Origin of the sequence: Pseudoalteromonas sp. GCY (assembly GCF_016695175.1) — a bacterium.
Lineage (GTDB): Bacteria > Pseudomonadota > Gammaproteobacteria > Enterobacterales > Alteromonadaceae > Pseudoalteromonas.
In genome coordinates this window covers 3,305,981-3,323,440 of sequence record NZ_CP068023.1, presented here as the reverse complement: position 1 = coordinate 3,323,440, position 17,460 = coordinate 3,305,981, and the positions used below count along the sequence as shown (strand labels likewise).

13 protein-coding genes are annotated in these 17,460 nt (G+C 45.2%); 7 read left to right on the top strand and 6 right to left on the bottom strand.

Going from position 1 to position 17,460, the window contains the following annotated elements:
• Positions 1–79 precede the first annotated feature (79 nt).
• The 3 genes from JJQ94_RS20220 to JJQ94_RS20210 all read left to right on the top strand — a co-directional run bounded on the left by JJQ94_RS20220 (position 80) and on the right by JJQ94_RS20210 (position 5,194).
• Entirely contained in the window at positions 80–283 is a 204-nt protein-coding gene (locus JJQ94_RS20220; protein ID WP_099030487.1) for a DUF3283 family protein, read from the top strand.
• Positions 283–708 carry a GNAT family N-acetyltransferase gene (locus JJQ94_RS20215; protein ID WP_099030488.1) on the top strand — a complete coding sequence of 142 codons (426 nt, stop codon included), beginning with the start codon at positions 283–285 and terminating at the stop codon, positions 706–708. The genes JJQ94_RS20220 and JJQ94_RS20215 overlap by 1 nt, the downstream gene beginning before the upstream one ends.
• Positions 709–841: 133 nt before the next feature.
• Positions 842–5,194 (top strand): EAL domain-containing protein, encoded by a 4,353-nt coding sequence (locus JJQ94_RS20210; RefSeq protein ID WP_099030489.1) that lies wholly within the window; start codon positions 842–844, stop codon positions 5,192–5,194.
• A gap of 9 nt (positions 5,195–5,203) precedes the next feature.
• Here JJQ94_RS20210 and JJQ94_RS20205 read toward each other — a convergent pair whose 3' ends face one another.
• Together JJQ94_RS20205 and JJQ94_RS20200 are read right to left on the bottom strand one after the other, a co-directional pair.
• On the bottom strand, positions 5,204–6,151 hold the full coding sequence (locus JJQ94_RS20205) for an ion transporter (RefSeq protein WP_099030490.1): 948 nt from the start codon (positions 6,149–6,151) through the stop codon (positions 5,204–5,206).
• Between the two features lie 32 nt (positions 6,152–6,183).
• Positions 6,184–8,853 (bottom strand): bifunctional acetate--CoA ligase family protein/GNAT family N-acetyltransferase, encoded by a 2,670-nt coding sequence (locus JJQ94_RS20200; protein WP_099030491.1) that lies wholly within the window; start codon positions 8,851–8,853, stop codon positions 6,184–6,186.
• 145 nt (positions 8,854–8,998) lie between these two features.
• Between JJQ94_RS20200 and JJQ94_RS20195 the strand changes: the two genes are divergently transcribed.
• Positions 8,999–9,709, top strand: coding sequence for an SIMPL domain-containing protein (locus JJQ94_RS20195; protein ID WP_010374677.1), 711 nt, complete (start codon positions 8,999–9,001; stop codon positions 9,707–9,709).
• 92 nt (positions 9,710–9,801) lie between these two features.
• Here JJQ94_RS20195 and JJQ94_RS20190 read toward each other — a convergent pair whose 3' ends face one another.
• The 4 genes from JJQ94_RS20190 to JJQ94_RS20175 form a co-directional block, all read right to left on the bottom strand.
• Positions 9,802–10,284 carry a LabA-like NYN domain-containing protein gene (locus JJQ94_RS20190; protein ID WP_099030492.1) on the bottom strand — a complete coding sequence of 161 codons (483 nt, stop codon included), beginning with the start codon at positions 10,282–10,284 and terminating at the stop codon, positions 9,802–9,804.
• 40 nt (positions 10,285–10,324) lie between these two features.
• Complete coding sequence (locus JJQ94_RS20185) at positions 10,325–11,017, bottom strand: hypothetical protein (protein WP_099030493.1); 693 nt, start codon at positions 11,015–11,017, stop codon at positions 10,325–10,327.
• Positions 11,018–11,090: 73 nt separating this feature from the next.
• On the bottom strand, positions 11,091–11,603 hold the full coding sequence (locus JJQ94_RS20180; protein WP_069022598.1) for an NUDIX hydrolase: 513 nt from the start codon (positions 11,601–11,603) through the stop codon (positions 11,091–11,093).
• An 86-nt stretch (positions 11,604–11,689) separates the two neighbouring features.
• On the bottom strand, positions 11,690–12,742 hold the full coding sequence (locus JJQ94_RS20175; RefSeq protein WP_099030494.1) for an aldo/keto reductase: 1,053 nt from the start codon (positions 12,740–12,742) through the stop codon (positions 11,690–11,692).
• A gap of 221 nt (positions 12,743–12,963) precedes the next feature.
• Between JJQ94_RS20175 and dinB the strand changes: the two genes are divergently transcribed.
• The 3 genes from dinB to JJQ94_RS20160 all read left to right on the top strand — a co-directional run bounded on the left by dinB (position 12,964) and on the right by JJQ94_RS20160 (position 17,432).
• A complete protein-coding gene (gene dinB / locus JJQ94_RS20170) occupies positions 12,964–14,019 on the top strand; it encodes a DNA polymerase IV (protein WP_442960329.1) in 1,056 nt (351 codons plus the stop codon).
• 125 nt (positions 14,020–14,144) lie between these two features.
• Complete coding sequence (locus JJQ94_RS20165; RefSeq protein ID WP_010374688.1) at positions 14,145–15,830, top strand: carbon starvation CstA family protein; 1,686 nt, start codon at positions 14,145–14,147, stop codon at positions 15,828–15,830.
• Between the two features lie 69 nt (positions 15,831–15,899).
• On the top strand, positions 15,900–17,432 hold the full coding sequence (locus JJQ94_RS20160; RefSeq protein ID WP_099030496.1) for a M17 family metallopeptidase: 1,533 nt from the start codon (positions 15,900–15,902) through the stop codon (positions 17,430–17,432).
• Positions 17,433–17,460: the final 28 nt, after the last annotated feature.

The following is a 17,460-nucleotide window of genomic DNA, read 5'->3' as shown; positions in this document are numbered from 1 at the left end:
AAACTAGATTTTGCTGCAATAGACAGACTGCCTTGTGATACACTTGAGCTTTCCTTTGCTTAAAATTGAATGATGCGTAATGAGCTATAACCTGTGTTTGCTATCTAGACAAGAAAAATACCAAATTCAACTTGAGTATGAGGCGTCGTTTTGGGCCTACCAAATAAAACGAGGCAAAAAAAGTAGAGAAGCGATTTATGACACCATCAATCAAAGGCCGTTGTCTGAACAGGACACGCTAAAACAAAAGTTTGAGTATTACTTGAGTCTAATGCTTGCTTGATGCTGACAATTGGATTGCTCCCAGCCGTAATGACGCCGCTTGTAAATAAGTTTTATGCTGCACATAAGGCGCGGGGACGAGCAGCAAAACACGACAAAGTGTGGGTTGCAAAAAATAGCAATGAAATTATCGCGGCTTGTCGTTTGCAACCTGTAGACGGATATTGGTTGCTGGTGGGCGTTTATGTTGCATCACAACATAGAAAACAAGGCATTGCGAAGAAACTAATTGAAACCGTAATTGCACAATTTCGTAGTCAGCAGCCACAGCAGATAATTTATACTTTTGCTTACTGTCATCTTCATGACTTTTACAGCGCACTTGGGTTTCAAAGCAATTCACGAGAGCTACCACCTGAACTTGCTTCTCGCTTATCTAGTTATCTTGGACAAAATCGTCAACTCGTGGCAATGTATTACGTCTAGTTAACAACCTCGGCTTTTTATGTTTCGCCTGTGTTTTATATTTTGCATTTGCCTGTTTTCTGGGTTGGTGAGTGCCGCACAAATTTCCCGACTCTCACCTGCGGAAGGATTATCACAAAGTTACGTAAATACTTTGCTTATAGATGAGCAAGGTTACTTGTGGCTTTCTACCGAAGGTGGGCTCAACCGCTACGACGGTTATCAAGTGCTGGACGTGAATGGGCCTGATGGCGTGCTTGATAAAGTGCAAGTGAATTATATTTACCAGGATAACCTTGGTGGCATTTGGATCACGACAGGTATCGCGGGATTGTTGCGATACGATCCCATGAAAGATGAATATAGAAAGTACATAGAGCCACCTTCCACAGAGGACGAGTTTTATTCCAATTTGGTTAATATTGTTTTGACCAAAGATGACGACCACATGTGGGTTGTACGCACCAATGATGTTGCTATTCTCAATATCCATACCGGCAAACTTGAGAGTGAAGTGACTTTGCCGCTAGATGAAGAAAGTGGTTTTATACGCGCAGTCTATCAGCATCAAGATATCTTGTTTATCGCCACTTCTGAGCGCTTGTTTGCATATCATTTAACAACGAAAAAACTAAGAACGCTCGATCACCTCGCTGCTATTGAACATCCTTACCAAACAAATACTAAATCGCTATTTATTTTAGACCAAGATACCTTGCTCGTGGGTGCCGTTCAGGGGATGTACGAGCTAGACATTTCTCAATTACTAAAAGATTTTGACGCAGAGGTATCATTTAAAACGCTGCTTCCTGAGCTAAACATATGGAAAATGCTCAGACATGATGAGCAGACTTTGCTGCTTGGTACTGATAAAGGTCTCGTCTACTATACTATTGAAGATGGCAATGCAGTTCGCGATAAACGCTTGTCTACAAGCGTCTTTTTGCCATCAAATACCAGTATTATCGATATCGTCAAAGACAACTATAGCGGACTTTGGGTTGCCACAAAAGAAGATGGCGCATTTTACTTACCAGACAGTACGCTGGCGTTTGACAACGTTAGCGACCTTACCGTTGAAGGTGAGGGTTTTTCTCACAGTAATGTCTGGGCGATGCATGAATCTAATCAGTTTTTGTGGCTGGCAACGAATGACGGCCTTACGCGATACAATCCAAAAACCAGAGAGACCAAACAGTTTCTAAAGGGTTACTTGGGTGACGAAATTCTTTCAGAGTTTATTATCTGGAAGATAACAGAGTATAACAATAAGCTTTGGCTAACGACTGTAAAAGGACTGTTTGTCTTTGACCCTATTACTCATGAGGTGACAAGACCCAAGGCTAATAGTCCTGAAGACCACGAGATACTGACATCCTTTGTGAAAGGGGGGGAGTTGTTAGCTGACGGTAAGTTTTATTTCGTCAATAGTGACGTGGGGATGTTTGTTTATGATATTAATACAGCAGAGCTGACACACCTTACGAAGTCATTTGAAAATGTCGATCCGTTTCTTACTTATGGCTTCTACCCACCACTTCCAAACGAACCGCTGAAACCTCTTTACTACTACGCAGGAGTATTGCTGCAATATGATCCGCAGTTAGAAACGCTAACTGAGATCTATAAAGCGCCAAAAGCAAATAAGCATTTAGCGGTCGATATCACCACCTATACCATAGATAAAAATAATATCTTGTGGTTGTCGTTATCATCGTTTGGTTTGATTGGTCTGACGCTAGACGGTTATGAGCCAATTTATAATATCGATTTAAAAGCCCACAAAATAGATACTTTGATGTATGAAATGCGCCAAGACAAAGAAGGAATGATTTGGATGTCATCTCACAAAGGAATTTGGCGTCTAGACCCGGATAATTTGCATTTACAACAATTCACGACCGAAGACGGCATACTTTCTAACGAGTTTAACGGTGGCGCGTCAGTGATGTTGGAGGACGGTCGCATTGCGTATGGTATGTTGAAAGGGTTTGTGGTGTTTTCTCCTGATGACAATCGGCCTAAAAAGCCTTTACTTGATCATGTAAATATCACCAGCGTGGATTTAATTTCTCGCCCAAATCAAAAAGCCGGATTAAAGCAATTTGATCACATTGAACTTGAACATGACGATATTGGACTCGAAGTGTCATTCTCTGCGATGGCATTTAGCTATCAGGATCGGATCATTTATGAGTATCAAATATCCGGTGGTCAGAAGATCTTGAGCCGCAATCAAAATCGTGTGGTATTTCCTAAACTGAATCCCGGTGAATATGCGTTAAAAGTGTGGGCCAAAGACCCATTAACGGGAGATTACACACCGCCTGCAAAATTAACTATTAGTGTTAACTATCCCGCGTGGCGTTCACCCGTTGCGATTGCTGGATATGTGTTTCTTACGCTCTTACTACTGTCTATTTGGAGCTATCGAAAGTATCGTGTTGAGCAACTTATTCTTGCCGCTCATAAGGAAACACAAGACCGCGAAGCTAGGTTGAAAATGGCGCTAGAGGGAAGTAACTCCGGTGTATGGGAGTGGCATGCGGGTAGTACGTTAATCTATCAGCCTCGATTAGTTACTGAGCTCGATTACGAGCTTGAGAGTGTCGGCTTGGACGATTACCTGCAAAAGATACATCCCTCGGATAGAGCCATGTTCCGCTTACAGTGGCTTGAGTTCGTCACAACGAACAAAGGGTTTATCGACTGTACTTATCGATTAAAAGACAGCAAAGGTCAGTGGCGTTGGTATAAGGATTTTGGCAAGGTACTCGAGTGGGATGAAGGCAATCCAACACAAGTGGCAGGCACCTATACCAACTTAACGCGTGAACGTTTATTTGAAGAGCGTGCCGCATTATTTGGGGCTGCGTTTGAGCAGACCCGTGACTGGGTTATGATCTTAGACAAAAGACTACGTATCCAGGCTTGTAATCGGGCGATGCAAAATGCCTTTAATCTTGACTCTATCCCGTCATCAAGCACTGCGGTGAAACTTGGGATGTCGAGACAAAAGCGGATGATGTATCTACGCCAAACGTTGGCGTTGGCAGTGCATCAGCACTTAAGTTCAGAGGAAGTCGTTAGTCTGCCTAATGGTGATGAAAGAGACGTATTGATTAAGATTAGTGCCGTCGCAAATGGTGATGGCGAACTATACAGTTATGTCGTGGTGCTAACCGATATTAGCCAACAAAAGCGTACTGAAAAAGAGCTATATCAGCTCGCTAACTACGATTTACAGACGAAGTTGCCGAATAAAGCGTTATTGATGGATAGAGTGCAGCATGCAATCAAGCAGTCGCAGGCTCAAGAGACGTATTTTGCGTTGTTGGTAATCAAATTTAATCGCTTACAGAATCTATACGATATTTATGGTGCAGACTTTGTGGCCGAGCTGCTTCCACTGCTTGCAACAAAGCTACGCTGTTGCTTCCGAGAATTAGACAGTTTAGCAACGGGGCATGATAAGTCGTTTTATGTGTTGATGGAGCATCTCGATAACCCTGAAAAGGTGCATCAATATGTAGAGTGTTTAGTTCACTCATTTAGCACACCTTTGGAGGCTGCTGGACATACTGTGCAGATGCAACCTACGATAGGAATTGCAATGTACCCGAATGATGCGTCTGACGCTTTTGAGCTCAATCGAGCGGCAAAGGCGGCTCTTGAGCATGTCAATGTACAACAAACTTCTAGTTATCAGTTTTTCCGCGAAGAGATGAATGGCAAGGTCAGGCGTTCTCGTGAAGTCGAACAAGCGCTTATGCGAGCACTCAAAAATGGTGAATTTAGTAATCATTATCAGCCAATTGTTGATGTACAAAGCGATACCTTGCTTGGCTTTGAAGCGCTATTACGTTGGCCTGAAAATAGTGAGTTTTGCGCTCAGGAGTATGCGCTCGCAGCTGAACATGCTGGCGTAGTTACCGAGCTTACCTTACAAACCCTTTCCCGAGCATTGGTTGAATTGAGGCATTGGCAAACCATTGAGCGCGATTTATATATTTCGATTAATCTATCAGCCATTGATTTTGAATCCTCAAGCTTGGTCGATAATATTCAACAAGCTCTGAGTCGCAGTAAAGTGTCTGGTCACTCAGTGGCTTTTGAGATAACGGAAACCGCTTTGCTTTCTAACGTTGATAGCGCGGTGAAAGTGATGAAAGAAATAAAAGCACTGGGTTGCCAGATCTACATGGATGACTTTGGGACGGGGTACGCCTCTTTGACCTATCTGCAACAATTGCCTATTGACGTCATCAAGATAGATAAAAGCTTTGTACAACAAATTGCTGAGGATCCTGAAAGCTATTTAATCATTCGCTCATGTGTAAACTTAGCGCATGGATTGGGATTAAAATGTGTCGCAGAAGGGGTGGAAAACGACCTGCAGTATCAGCGAATTAAAGCTGAGCAAGTCGATTATTATCAAGGTTACCGTTTCAGCTCGGCGATTAGTGGCGAACAAGTCGCGCAACTACTCTCTGAAACATCACTGTAGCCTCTTTGGCTACAGCTTTTTACCACAGTGACGACAGTACATGTTATGGACGCGTTGACTGCTCATTAGTTTAATCGCTTGGTTTGCTTCCAATTGACTTAAGCCAAGTTCAATACGAAGGGCTTCTAAATGGGCTCTTTCACTTTTGTCGACGTCGCCATCGACTAATGCATGCAGCACAGCCTCATTGAACGCATCTCGACGTTTGCGCATTTGGTCCGCAAAGCTTGAAGCCAGAAGGCCGGTGGGGATCGCGACCATGCCCATACTGAGTAAAGTGATAAGGCCCCCAAAAAATTGCCCGAGCGGGGTGATAGGCACTACATCGCCGTAACCCACGGTGGTTAGAGTGGCCATCGCCCACCACATGGCCTTGGGAATGGAGCCAAACTTATCCGGTTGCACATCGTGCTCAATAAGATAAATCCCGCAAGAGGCCATGATAAGCACCACACTCATAATAAAAAAGGCAGCAAGTAATGAGCTCGACTCTTCTTTAAATGCCGCGAGTAGCAACTGCATGGCCCGAGAGTAGCGCGTCAGCTTAAAGATCCTGAGTAATCGAATAACACGTAAAAAGCGCAGATCAAAGGTGATAAATGCCATTAATATGGTTGGTAAAATAGCGATGAGATCAATCACCGCCAGCGGTGATATCAGATATTTTAGGCGCTTTTTCCAATTTGGTATATCCAAATGGCGATAATCAAGTTTATCGACACAACACCAAAATCTCAGTAAGTATTCGATGGCGAAGATGGTCACACTGACTAACTCTAGAGTTAGAAAGTAGTGATGGTACAGCGTTGCTAAGTCGCGCTCAGATTCCAACACGATAGCAACGACATTGGTTAAAATCAGGGTGATGAGGAAGATATCAACTGCGCGCCCGAGTCGGCGATATTGTCCTGTAGCCTCGAGCACCGCAGCCGTTTTTTCTCTGATGTGAAGTTGCATCAAGTTGCCAGCATCCGTTATCTTTTTTGTGTTTAGTTTAAGTGTAACACCATCTGAATGGTGCCTTCCTCAAAATCTCGAGATACGGTAAATCCAAGCTTTTTGGCAAGTCCTATCATACCGCTGTTTTCTGGCAGGGTGATCCCTTCTATGCATTGCACGCCTTGTTTTCGACAGTGCTTTATTGCCGCTTCCATGAGTATGCGTCCAAGCCCAAGTCCTTGGCAATCTGAGCGTACAACTACGGCAAATTCAGCCACTTGGTTATCTGGGTCCATCAATACGCGTGATACCCCAAGCGTTTGGTAGCTAGATTTATTAGGCACAGTGACGATAAACGCCATTTCTCGGTCGTAGTCAATTTGCGTCATTTTGGCGAGCTGCTCATGATTAAATTGCGGCAGTTCACCAAAAAAGCGGCGGTATCTATCTTCTTTACTTAAAGACTGGTCAAACTCTTGGTGCGCTCTTTCATCTTCAGGACGAATAGGTCTCAAGGTTGCGGGGCGGCCATCTTTTAATGTCACGGTTCTTACCAACTCTCGAGGGTAAGGTCGGATGGCCAAGCGTTTACGGCCAGATACCGGCTCGTATCGCCTTAGCGTAATACTGGCGTCGAGTACTTGGAACTGACCCGAGCAGGCCAAAATGGGATTGAGCTCCATATCAATGATCTCAGGCTGGTCGACTACCATTTGAGAGACGCGAGTGAGTAGGGCGCATAAACGGTATTTATCGACTTTTTCAGGTAGCGCTCGTTCTTTGATAAAGCCTTTATCATGGGCGGCTGCAATCAGGTACTTTGCAAGGTTCATATTCAGTGGCGGCAATGCCACCGCAGCTTGCGAGAAATTAAGCCCGGTGCCCGCTTCACCCAGTAAAATAACAGGGCCAACACCGGGTTCGGTTTTTACTGCTATCCGTAATTCTTGTCCACCAGCGCGTTTTGCCATGCGTTGCAAAGAGAAGCCCTCTATTTCAGCATCGGGGGCTGCCTCACGGATCCGTAGTAACATAGAAAATGCAGTTTGTTCTACTTCTTCGGCATCGTTGAGGTTGAGTACAACCCCACCCACTTCCGATTTAGAGGGAATATCATGGCTTATCAGTTTGAGTGCAACGGGAAAACCAAGCTGCTGAGCTTGCTCTTTTGCTTCTGAGGGGGTGAGGGCGATTTGCGTCTCTATACATTCTATATCGTAATTCGCCAGCACTTGAGAGGCCAAATGAGTCGCGAGTTTATTGGCGCCTGAGTTTAAAAAGTCATTGATTAAACGTTTGCTTTGCACATGTTGCAGCTGACCTTCATCACTGTAGGACTCAGGTGTTTGCGTGAGGTGTTTTTGGTTTCGGCGGTAGCTAACTAAGTGCATAAAGGCACCAACTGCACCTTCTGGTGTGCGATAAGTTGGGATCTTAGCGTTCGCGCACACGAGCCTTGCAGCGTAGGCCGCTTCTTCACCCATAAAGTTTGTCATCACATAAGGGCGTGCCATTTTTGGAATTTTGGCTAAGGTCTGTGCAATGATCTCCGCATAAGCGGTACTTGGCGCAAGCGCTGATGGAGTATGGATTATCAATAGGTTTTTGACTTCATCGGCTTTTAATAAGATCTCTAGTGCTTGTTGGTAACGCTTTGGTGAGGAATCGCCAAAAATATCTATGGGATTACAAGCATGGTCCGTTTGCGGGATCAGGTCACTGAGCGCTTGTTTGGTCTGCTCGCTTAGCACCGCCAGTTTGCCAGAGTTCTGTAGTAAGGTATCTACCGCCATGATCCCAGGACCCCCGCCATTGGTTAAAATGGTCAGCTGCTCTACTTGCAGCAATTTGGGATGTAAAGCAAGGGTTTGAGTGGCAGCAAATAGCTCCCTAAGATCGTTTACCCTCAGCATACCTGCACGTTGGAACATGGCATCATAAACCGCGTCATCGGAGGTATTGCCACCGGTGTGGTTCAGTGCTGCGATTGCGCCAGCCTTGGTTTTTCCGGTTTTTATCGCAATGACGGGTTTGCTAAATGCAGCGGCTCGAGCTGCGGAAATAAAGCGCCTAACATCATCGATATTATCGATGTAAAGCAAAATAGCTTGGGTTTTTGGATCCCGCCCGAGAAAGTCGAGTAGCTCGTCGAAATCGATATCAAGGCAATCCCCAACGGAAACAAAGTAAGAAAAGCCGATTTTTTTATGTTGTGCCCAGTCCAGTATGGTTGAGCATACCGCCGCCGATTGTGAAATAAAAGCAAGCTTACCGGGCGCGGCAACCGTATGAGAGAAACTGGCATTAATACCCAAGTGAGGAATGAGTAAACCGAGACAATTAGGACCAAGCAAAGTGACCTTCGCTATTTTGGCAGCTTCTTTTAATTGTTGTTTGTGCTGATTATCAAGACCCGCCGCGATGATGATCGCATGTTGACAGCCAATATCACCAAGCTCATTGATGATTTGCACTAGGGTTTGTTTGTTGGTACAAATAACAGCGAGATCAGGGACTTTGGGGAGCTGTTTGATGGTGCTGTAGGCAAGCACCCCATGCACGGCGGTATGCTTTGGACTGACGGGCATAATGGGCCCTTTAAAGCCGCCTTGTAGCAAGTTACGCATTACGATAAAGCCGGCGCGATCAGGATTGTTAGAAGCGCCAATCACCGCGATGGATTGGGGGTTAAAAAATTGGCTAATACGCTTTACGCTCATACTGTTTCCTAGTTCAGCCACAGCTCATAAGCACCACTCTACCATTTTGTTCGCGGTTTTCGAGTGCAATTAAGGTAGACTTTGATCTATCCCCATAATTATTGTTTGAAAACCATGACTGAGGCGTAACGTTGAGGACAGAGATATGTCTACTATGAGTAAATATTTAGCTCCTGCAGCTTTGCTATCACTAGCGGTGGTAGTGAGCGGTTGGATGGTAAAATCGACCATTCTAGAAGTGAAAGGAATGGAGCGAACGGTAAGTGTAAAAGGGTTATCGGAAAAGGAAGTAACGGCAGACACGGTGATTTGGCCCGTATTTTATCGTGATGCAGATAACGATCTGGAAGCCTTGGTGGAGCGCACGGAAAAGAAAAATGCGGCGATCCGCGCGTTCTTAACCTTGCATGGCTTTGATGCTTCAGAGCTGTCGATATCAGCGCCTTCCATTACGGATAAATACGCCCAAGAGTACGGTCAAAACAATCAAGGATTTCGCTATGTGGCAAAAGCCGGTGTGACTGTGTACTCCAATAATCCAGATAAAGTATCGCAAGCACTAGGGCAGTTAAGTGAGCTGGCCAAACAAGGTATTGCTATCACCAAAGACGACTATCAAAATCGGGTTGAATATTTGTTTACTGGTCTTAATGATATTAAGCCTGAAATGGTGCAAGAAGCCACACAAAAAGCACGAGAAGTGGCGGTAAAATTTGCTAAAGATTCCGACTCTGTGCTTGGCAAAATAAAATCAGCAAGGCAAGGACAATTTAGTATTCGCGATAGAGACAGTAATACGCCGCAGATCAAAATCGTGCGTGTTGTGACGAGCGTGGAATATTACTTATCAGATTAAAACGCGTTTATTGCGCGACCAAGCAATCAAAAGTGACGAGTGACGAATTCGTCAAAAAAGCAAAGCATCTTCTATCAAGGTGCTTTGCTTTTTTATTTCTTGCTAATCAACAACTCGTTTTCGATTGGTATAAACTCACTGGCTGCACGGATCAGTGAAGCGGCGGTAAGCTGCGGCACGCCGTAAACTTCGACTCGGGTATGGTATTTATCTCTGAGCTTATTCGCGAGTAAATCAAAATCACCATCGCCAGTAACTAGAATTATCACATCGGATCCTGACGCGCATTCCATGGCATCAATGGTAATGCCAACATCCCAATCACATTTCGCGGAGCCATCGGCACGTTGAATATAAGGCTTTAACTTCACTTCAAAGCCAATTGCCCGCAGGATATTTTGGAACTGCCTTTGTTTATCATCGCCCCGTTCGCTGGAATAGGCAATGGCTTGATATACCTCGCGATTAGCCGTTGCTTTGCGCCAAAACGCATTATAGTCAAAGCCTGTTTGGTAGGCTTGCTTGGTGGTGTAATAAACATTTTGAGCGTCAACTAAAATGGTGACTTTTTCCATAATGGACTCTTAGCAATAGATTTGCTTTATGATAGCAAGATTAGCGTTTGTTTAGCCATTTACTCATCGCGGCATCATAGGCTTTTTTAATGGCACCGCCATCGCAAGGGCGAGGTGCAGTACGCCAATTCTTATTTAATCCCTCCGGTGTAGGAATACTCGGATCGGGCCTAACTTCAGCGTAGCACAGGCCATTTTCACGGTAGACTGTATATTGAGACGTAGACTCGAGTTGCTCTCTTTGCATGCTCGCAGCACTGGTTTGATGCGTTTTAGGCACAGTGAGCCGCTGCGGCTTTTCTTGACCTTGGCTGAGTACAACGTCACTCGGAGAGCGCTCTAAAAGTTGCTGACGAAATTGAGAGATTGCTTTGCGATGGTCTAACTTTTTAGGTTGCGTGATGACTGCAGCTTTGGTTATTTGCTTAGTTGTACTTTCAACCGCAGGCTTTTTTGGTTCCGTTTGCATAGTTTTTATTACTTCAACCGTATCGTCCCGCCGCTGCGTCGGTTTTAACTCTTTTACTGGCTTATCTTCAGTTATCGTCGGTGTCTCACTACGCTCCATCTTGGGCTTGGCGGGCTCAATAACCAAATAGGTTTTCATTGCCTTAATTTCTAAAGGCTTTAAGGGGATATAAATACTTTGCTGCAGATACCAACCAAGCAGTAGATGCAGCACAATAGAGCCGATAATGGTGAAACTAATCAGGTTGTGTTGGAGCAGCCGCATTATTCTTATTAAATCCTTGAGTCATGCGGAGTTAGAGCTTAATAAAGACTTAATTGTTCCCTCAATAGGCAAATTAATCTGTGACTAATTGCGCGGAAATATGTTTTAGTAAAGTGAGTTCACGTAAAACGGACATCCCTTTGTTATTTGCATCATTGAGTTTTGCTTCGTTATGCGCGATGGCTTGGTTTATGTTGATCCACACTGGCTTCATACCATTGGCGTGTTCATAATCCTCCATAGCTGGCGCATCAAATTCGCCACAGATCTCACAAACGTAGCAATAAGAAATAATATGCACATTGTCATGATCGGGTTTATACCAAGGGCGGTACTCTTCATAGCGGCCAAAAGGCGTCAAACCTGTGATGGATACTGCACCAGTTTCTTCTTTTAGCTCTCGCTCCAATGCTGCTTCTAAGCTTTCACCCTCGTCGACGCCGCCACCTGGCAAGGTGTAATCGTCATAACGTTTGGTGTAAAGCATAAGAATGTCGTTGCCTCTGAGGACAATGGCGCGAGTGGTTTTTCTGGTAAAGCAGCTGCCTTGAAGCGGAATGACTGGGGTGTTATTTAAGCTTTGCATGGGGGTTTTAACTTCAGTCTAGGTAACAAAGATGGGTTTACAAGGTGATACGCCTGAATAAAAGCGGCGTATCGCGAATGAAGATATTAAAACGGAGCTGGGTACGCTTTAAATACAGTATCAATCTCGGCTAAAGATTCTGCACATAGCGGCTGTTCAAACGCTTGAATATTTTCTTTAAGCTGTGCCATGGTTGTCGCGCCGATAATAGTTGAAGTCACGCCATCGACTTGATTGCACCAAGCTAGCGCCAGTTGTGCTGCAGTCATATTAAATTCTTTGGCGATTTCTAAATATTTTGCAACGGCTTCTTGTGCTAGTTGTGTGTCCCTAAATAGGCCTTGTCTTTGCACTAAGGTAAAGCGGCTGCCTTCAGGTCTTGCGCCCCCTAAATATTTACCGCTCAGCATCCCACCAGCCAGTGGCGACCAAGGTAAATAGGCAATATCTTCGTTTACGCAGCTCTCAATTAAGTAAGGCCAATCTTTGGCATGTAGCAAGCTAAACTCATTTTGAATTGAAACCGGCTTCGGTAGGTTGTGCTGCATCGCCAAATTAAGGTAAGTGTGAATGCCCCAAGGCGTATCATCAGAAAGACCCCAATGGCGAATTTTACCTGCTTGAATACAGCTCGCTAAGCCTTCTAAAATATCTAGCATGCCAGCGCGTTCTTCGTCGCGGTCAAGCGCACTTAAAGGAACCATGCCTGGCCATTGTTTACCAAAGTGCGGTGAAGTACGGTTTGGCCAATGTAGTTGGTAGAGGTCGATATAGTCGGTATTCAGGCGCGCTAAAGAATCGTCCACCGCTTGGATCACTGATTGTCCCGTAATAGCGCTGCCTTCACGGATCCAAGGCAAACCGCTTCCCGCAATCTTGGTTGCAAGCACTAGCTTTTCGCGCTTTTCTTGGTGGCGCTTTAGCCAATTGCCAATGATGGCTTCGGTTTTACCATAGGTTTCAGGTGAGGGAGGGACCGCGTACATTTCAGCGGTATCAATGAAGTTAATACCACGGCTTAGTGCATAATTGATTTGCTCGTCGGCATCATGCTGGTTGTTTTGTACGCCCCAAGTCATGCTTCCTAAACAAATGCGCGAAACTTCTAATGGGCTACTACCAAGTCGTGAGTACTTCATGCAGGCTCCTGATTGATTGCTGAATGATTAAATATAGCCAAAGTAACGGATTTAGTACTTTGAACTGTATTGATATTGTTAGCATTATCTCTGTTTTGCAGTGCAACTTGCAACAGACATCCACACAAGTATAGCCCAGAACACTAAGGCCTATGTTCAAGATTGCAACAGTTGGAAAATTAGCACATAATAAACACTGTTTATATAGACAGTGTTTTAACGTGCGTAAATTTATTCATATTGATATGGACGCGTTCTATGCATCGGTAGAAATGCGCGATAACCCCGAGCTTGCAAAGGTGCCGATGGCGATTGGTGGTCGTAGCCATCGCGGGGTGCTATCCACGGCAAACTATATTGCTCGGCAATATGGGGTGCGCTCGGCCATGTCGAATTATCAAGCGAAAAAACTCTGCCCTCAGCTGGTGATTGTACCGGGGAGAATGGAGGTCTATAAGGCAATATCGCAACAAATTAGAACTATTTTTGCCCGCTATACTGAGCTAATTGAGCCACTGTCTCTGGATGAAGCCTATCTAGATGTCACTGAGTGTCAGCAATGTAATGGCAGTGCAACGCTTATCGCCGAGCAGATACGAGCGGATATATTTGCAGAAACGGGCCTTACGGCTTCAGCGGGAATTGCGCCAATCAAGTTTTTAGCCAAAATTGCCAGCGATGAAAACAAGCCTAATGGTCAGTGTGTGATCCCGCCTCACCAAGTGAGCGCTTTTATTGATGCGTTACCCCTTAAAAAAATTCCAGGTGTAGGTAAAGTGACTCAACAGCGTTTGCTAGCCATGGGACTTGAGTATGGCCGAGATATTAAGGCACTGTCTGAAACTCAGTTACGCCAGTCATTTGGCAAGTTTGGCGCTGTATTATGGCGGCGTTGCCAAGGTATTGATGAGCGCCGAGTTGAGACCGACAGAGTGCGTAAATCGATAGGCGTTGAAACCACATTTGCAGAAGACACGCTTGACCTTGATACCTTAAAGCAAGTCATAAAAGAAAAGTTGTTACCTGAATTGACTCGCCGAGCACAGCCTTATTTGCAACGTGGCTTTAATAAGCTTGGTGTTAAAGTGAAGTTTTACGATTTCACCCAAACTACCAAAGAATGCCAATACCAGCATATTGATTTGCCCATTTTCGAGGAATTATTGATTGAAGCAATGTCACGACAAAAGTTTAAACCTGTGCGCCTCGTGGGCTTGCACTTAGGGCTAAATGAAAAGTCTAACACACAAGCTCAACTGGGACTTTTTGATGGCTAATTCTGACCTACCTAGACTAAAAGATAACTGCAATAAGTTTAATTTGTGCTAGCTTCGAAGTTGTCGTGCAACAAACTAACCACGCCAACTGCGTGTAATTAAAACAACAACAAGAGGTAAGCATTATGCAATCCATAATGATCGTACTCTTCGGCATCATAGGGATGTTATTTGGATGGTTTGTCTATTCCAAATTTATTGCTGAAAAAATATTTAAAATGGATGACAACTTTGTCACGCCGGCTCATGAGCTTGAGGATGGCGTAGATTATGTTCCCACCAACAAAGTGGTATTGTGGGGGCATCACTTTACTTCAGTCGCAGGCGCTGCACCAATTGTAGGTCCAGCTATCGCTGTTTATTGGGGCTGGGTGCCTGCAGTGCTTTGGGTTGTATTCGGTACCATATTCTTTGCGGGTGTCCATGATATGGGCGCGCTGTGGGCAAGTGCTCGCCATAAAGGCAAGTCGATGGGCGCGTTGTCTGAAAGCGTAATTGGCAAGCGCACGCGTTCATTGTTTATGATAGTGGTCTTCCTTGTACTGCTCATGGTAAATGCCGTGTTCGGCGTGGTGATAGCAAATTCCTTCGTAGGTAACCCAAATGCGGTATTCCCCGCTTGGTCTGCTATCGTCGTGGCGCTTATCATCGGCCAGTTGCTGAAACGAAAAGTGCCACTAGTACCACTCTGTATTATCGGGGTTATTGTGCTCTACGCGACCATTTATATGGGCAGTAGTATGCCGATTACCTTACCAACCGAAATGTTTGGTCTAAGCGACAAAGCCAACTGGATCATCATTTTGTTTATCTATGCCGCCGTGGCGTCATTGTTACCGGTTTGGATGCTGTTACAACCTCGTGACTTTATTAATGGTATGCAGCTGTTAGTGGGATTGATCCTGCTTTATGGTGCAGTATTTGTGGTGATGCCAGATATCACCGCGCCTGCGTTTAATACCCAAACGGTGGAGAATACTCCAAGTATCATACCCCTGTTATTCGTGACCATAGCTTGTGGTGCGGTATCTGGTTTCCACGGTATTGTTTCGTCGGGAACGAGTTCAAAACAACTAGACAAAGAAAAAGACGGTCGTTTTGTCGGCTACTTAGGTGCAGTTGGTGAAGGCTCTCTTGCACTTATCACCTTGGTCGCCGTCAGTGGTGTGATGCTCGCAGTATCACCTGAAGAGTGGCACGAAATTTATAGTCATCTTGGTGCTGGCAGTGTATCAGCCTTTATTAACGGTGGCTCTAATCTGATTAGTACAGGTTGGGGATTACCAGTCGAAATCGCATCAACCCTACTTGCCGTTATGGTTGTACTTTTTGCTGGTACTACTATGGATTCTGGCGTTAGACTTCAGCGTTATATTATTCAAGAGTGGGGCGAGATCTATAACATTAAGTTCCTGAACAACGGTATCATCGCGACTTTATTGGCCGTTGCATGTTGTTTGCTACTTGCTTTCGGCGCTGGTGGTGCATCGGGTAGTGGTGGTATGGTGATTTGGCCGCTGTTTGGTTCAACCAACCAAATCTTGGCAAGCTTAACCTTGTTGGTTATCTCTGTGTATCTTATTAAACTAGGGCGTCCCGCTAAGTACACCTTGATCCCTATGGTATTTGTGCTGGTGATGGCGTTTTTTGCCGGAGTGATCAAGCTAGGTGAATACTATCAAAAAGGCAATTGGCTGTTGGTTGTGCTTGACGTTATCGTGCTGGTGGTCAGTATTTTGGTGATGTTAGAAGCTTGGTCTGTGATCAGCAAAACCAAAGCGAAACCAGATGAAGCCCGTGATATGTCGTAGTTCCCTTGGAACTTGACCACAAATCACCTATAGTCGGCCCTAATTCTAATATAGAAAAGGGCCGTTTTTATGTCTTTTCCAATCGCATTACCTTGTAACACCCTATTTGAAAGCGATGCAGATGCTATCGTTGTTGTTACTCATGATATTCAAAACCTTGGCAGTGCAGAGCTTGACGACGTTGCTGCACCATTTTTAGCTGTGGATGCGCGCATTGCACAAAAGGCAAGCCTGCTTGTTTCAGAAAAAGTACCAGGCAAGCGTTTGGTGATTGCGCCAACCGGACCACTAGACAGAGATTACGATGACGTTCGTCGTTATTTTGAAGCGGCAAAGGCTGGTATTTTAGAAGCGAAAGCGGCTGGTGCGGTAAAACCTGTGCTTGCTGTTGTAAATGTGCCTGCCGATGCTCGTTACGAAAATGCGCGTGCAGTCAGCTTTTTAGGTGCTTGCCAAGGCTTATGGCAGCCATTAGAAGCACGTGAGTACCGTGGCGAAGCGATTGAACCAATCGAAGCGATTTATGTTTTTGAAGCGTCAGCACAATGCTGCGATCAACTGAGCGCAATCGCTGCAGGCCAATACGCTGCGCGCGATCTGTGTGGTACAGAACCTGAGCGTATGGCACCACCTCGTTTTGCTGACTACTGTGTTGAGCTATTTCAAGGTTCAGCGGTAAATGTTGAGGTTATCGCTGATCGTAAAGTTATGGATGAGCAATATCCACTCTTAAGCACGGTAGCGCGTGCCTCTTACGCCGTTGAGCGTCACCATCCTCGTGTTGTAAAAATGGCATACGAGCCTGAAGGTGACGTTGAACGTACCCTTATCTTTGTTGGTAAAGGTCTTGTATACGATACCGGCGGTGCAGACCTCAAAGTAGGCGGTTTTATGGCGGGCATGAGCCGTGATAAAGGCGGTGCGGCGTCAGTGGTTGGTTTTATGGAAGCGGTTGCTAAGTACAAGCCAAAAGGTATTAAGGTAATTGCTTACCTTGCAGTGGTTCGTAACTCGATTGGTTCTGACTGTTTCGTGCCAGATGAAATCATTGAGAGCAGAGAAGGCGTTCGCGTTCGTATTGGTAACACCGATGCGGAAGGTCGCTTGGCGATGGGTGACTTACTCAGCGAAGCGAAAGACTTAGCACTGGGTGAGAAAAACCCTGAGATCTTTACGGTTGCAACACTGACTGGTCATGCGGCGCGCGCCATGGGTCCTTACAGTGCCTATGTTGAGAATGGTCCTGCGCGAGCTGCACAAGTATCTCGCAAGATTGCAGATATAGGCGACCTATGGGCAGACTGCGCGGAAGTATCGCGTAGCCGACGCGAAGACTATGACTTTGTAAAACCACGCACCCTTGCGGATGATGTGCTATCGAGCAACAACGCACCATCGGCGGTTACCGCTCGTGGTCACCAATTCCCAATGGCATTTTTGGCAATTGTTGGTGGTTTAGACAAGCACGGTTGTAATGCAGAATTGCCAATTCCATATGTACATATGGATATTGCAGGTAGCGGCGTTGAAGGTGGCGACTGGCAGCATGGCAAACCAACCGCTGCAACCGTTGCAAGCTTGTTTGCTCGGTATTGCATCTAAGCTATCTAGATAGGTGTTTAAAAGGGAG

Bases quoted from the DNA above. Each gene is read 5' to 3' on its own strand.
- JJQ94_RS20220 (WP_099030487.1), top strand. From the start codon at position 80: ATGAGCTATAACCTGTGTTTGCTATCTAGACAAGAAAAATACCAAATT.
- JJQ94_RS20215 (WP_099030488.1), top strand. From the start codon at position 283: ATGCTGACAATTGGATTGCTCCCAGCCGTAATGACGCCGCTTGTAAAT.
- JJQ94_RS20205 (WP_099030490.1), bottom strand. From the start codon at position 6,151: ATGCAACTTCACATCAGAGAAAAAACGGCTGCGGTGCTCGAGGCTACA.
- JJQ94_RS20200 (WP_099030491.1), bottom strand. From the start codon at position 8,853: ATGAGCGTAAAGCGTATTAGCCAATTTTTTAACCCCCAATCCATCGCG.
- JJQ94_RS20195 (WP_010374677.1), top strand. From the start codon at position 8,999: ATGTCTACTATGAGTAAATATTTAGCTCCTGCAGCTTTGCTATCACTA.
- JJQ94_RS20190 (WP_099030492.1), bottom strand. From the start codon at position 10,284: ATGGAAAAAGTCACCATTTTAGTTGACGCTCAAAATGTTTATTACACC.
- JJQ94_RS20185 (WP_099030493.1), bottom strand. From the start codon at position 11,017: ATGCGGCTGCTCCAACACAACCTGATTAGTTTCACCATTATCGGCTCT.
- JJQ94_RS20180 (WP_069022598.1), bottom strand. From the start codon at position 11,603: ATGCAAAGCTTAAATAACACCCCAGTCATTCCGCTTCAAGGCAGCTGC.
- JJQ94_RS20175 (WP_099030494.1), bottom strand. From the start codon at position 12,742: ATGAAGTACTCACGACTTGGTAGTAGCCCATTAGAAGTTTCGCGCATT.
- JJQ94_RS20165 (WP_010374688.1), top strand. From the start codon at position 14,145: ATGCAATCCATAATGATCGTACTCTTCGGCATCATAGGGATGTTATTT.
- JJQ94_RS20160 (WP_099030496.1), top strand. From the start codon at position 15,900: ATGTCTTTTCCAATCGCATTACCTTGTAACACCCTATTTGAAAGCGAT.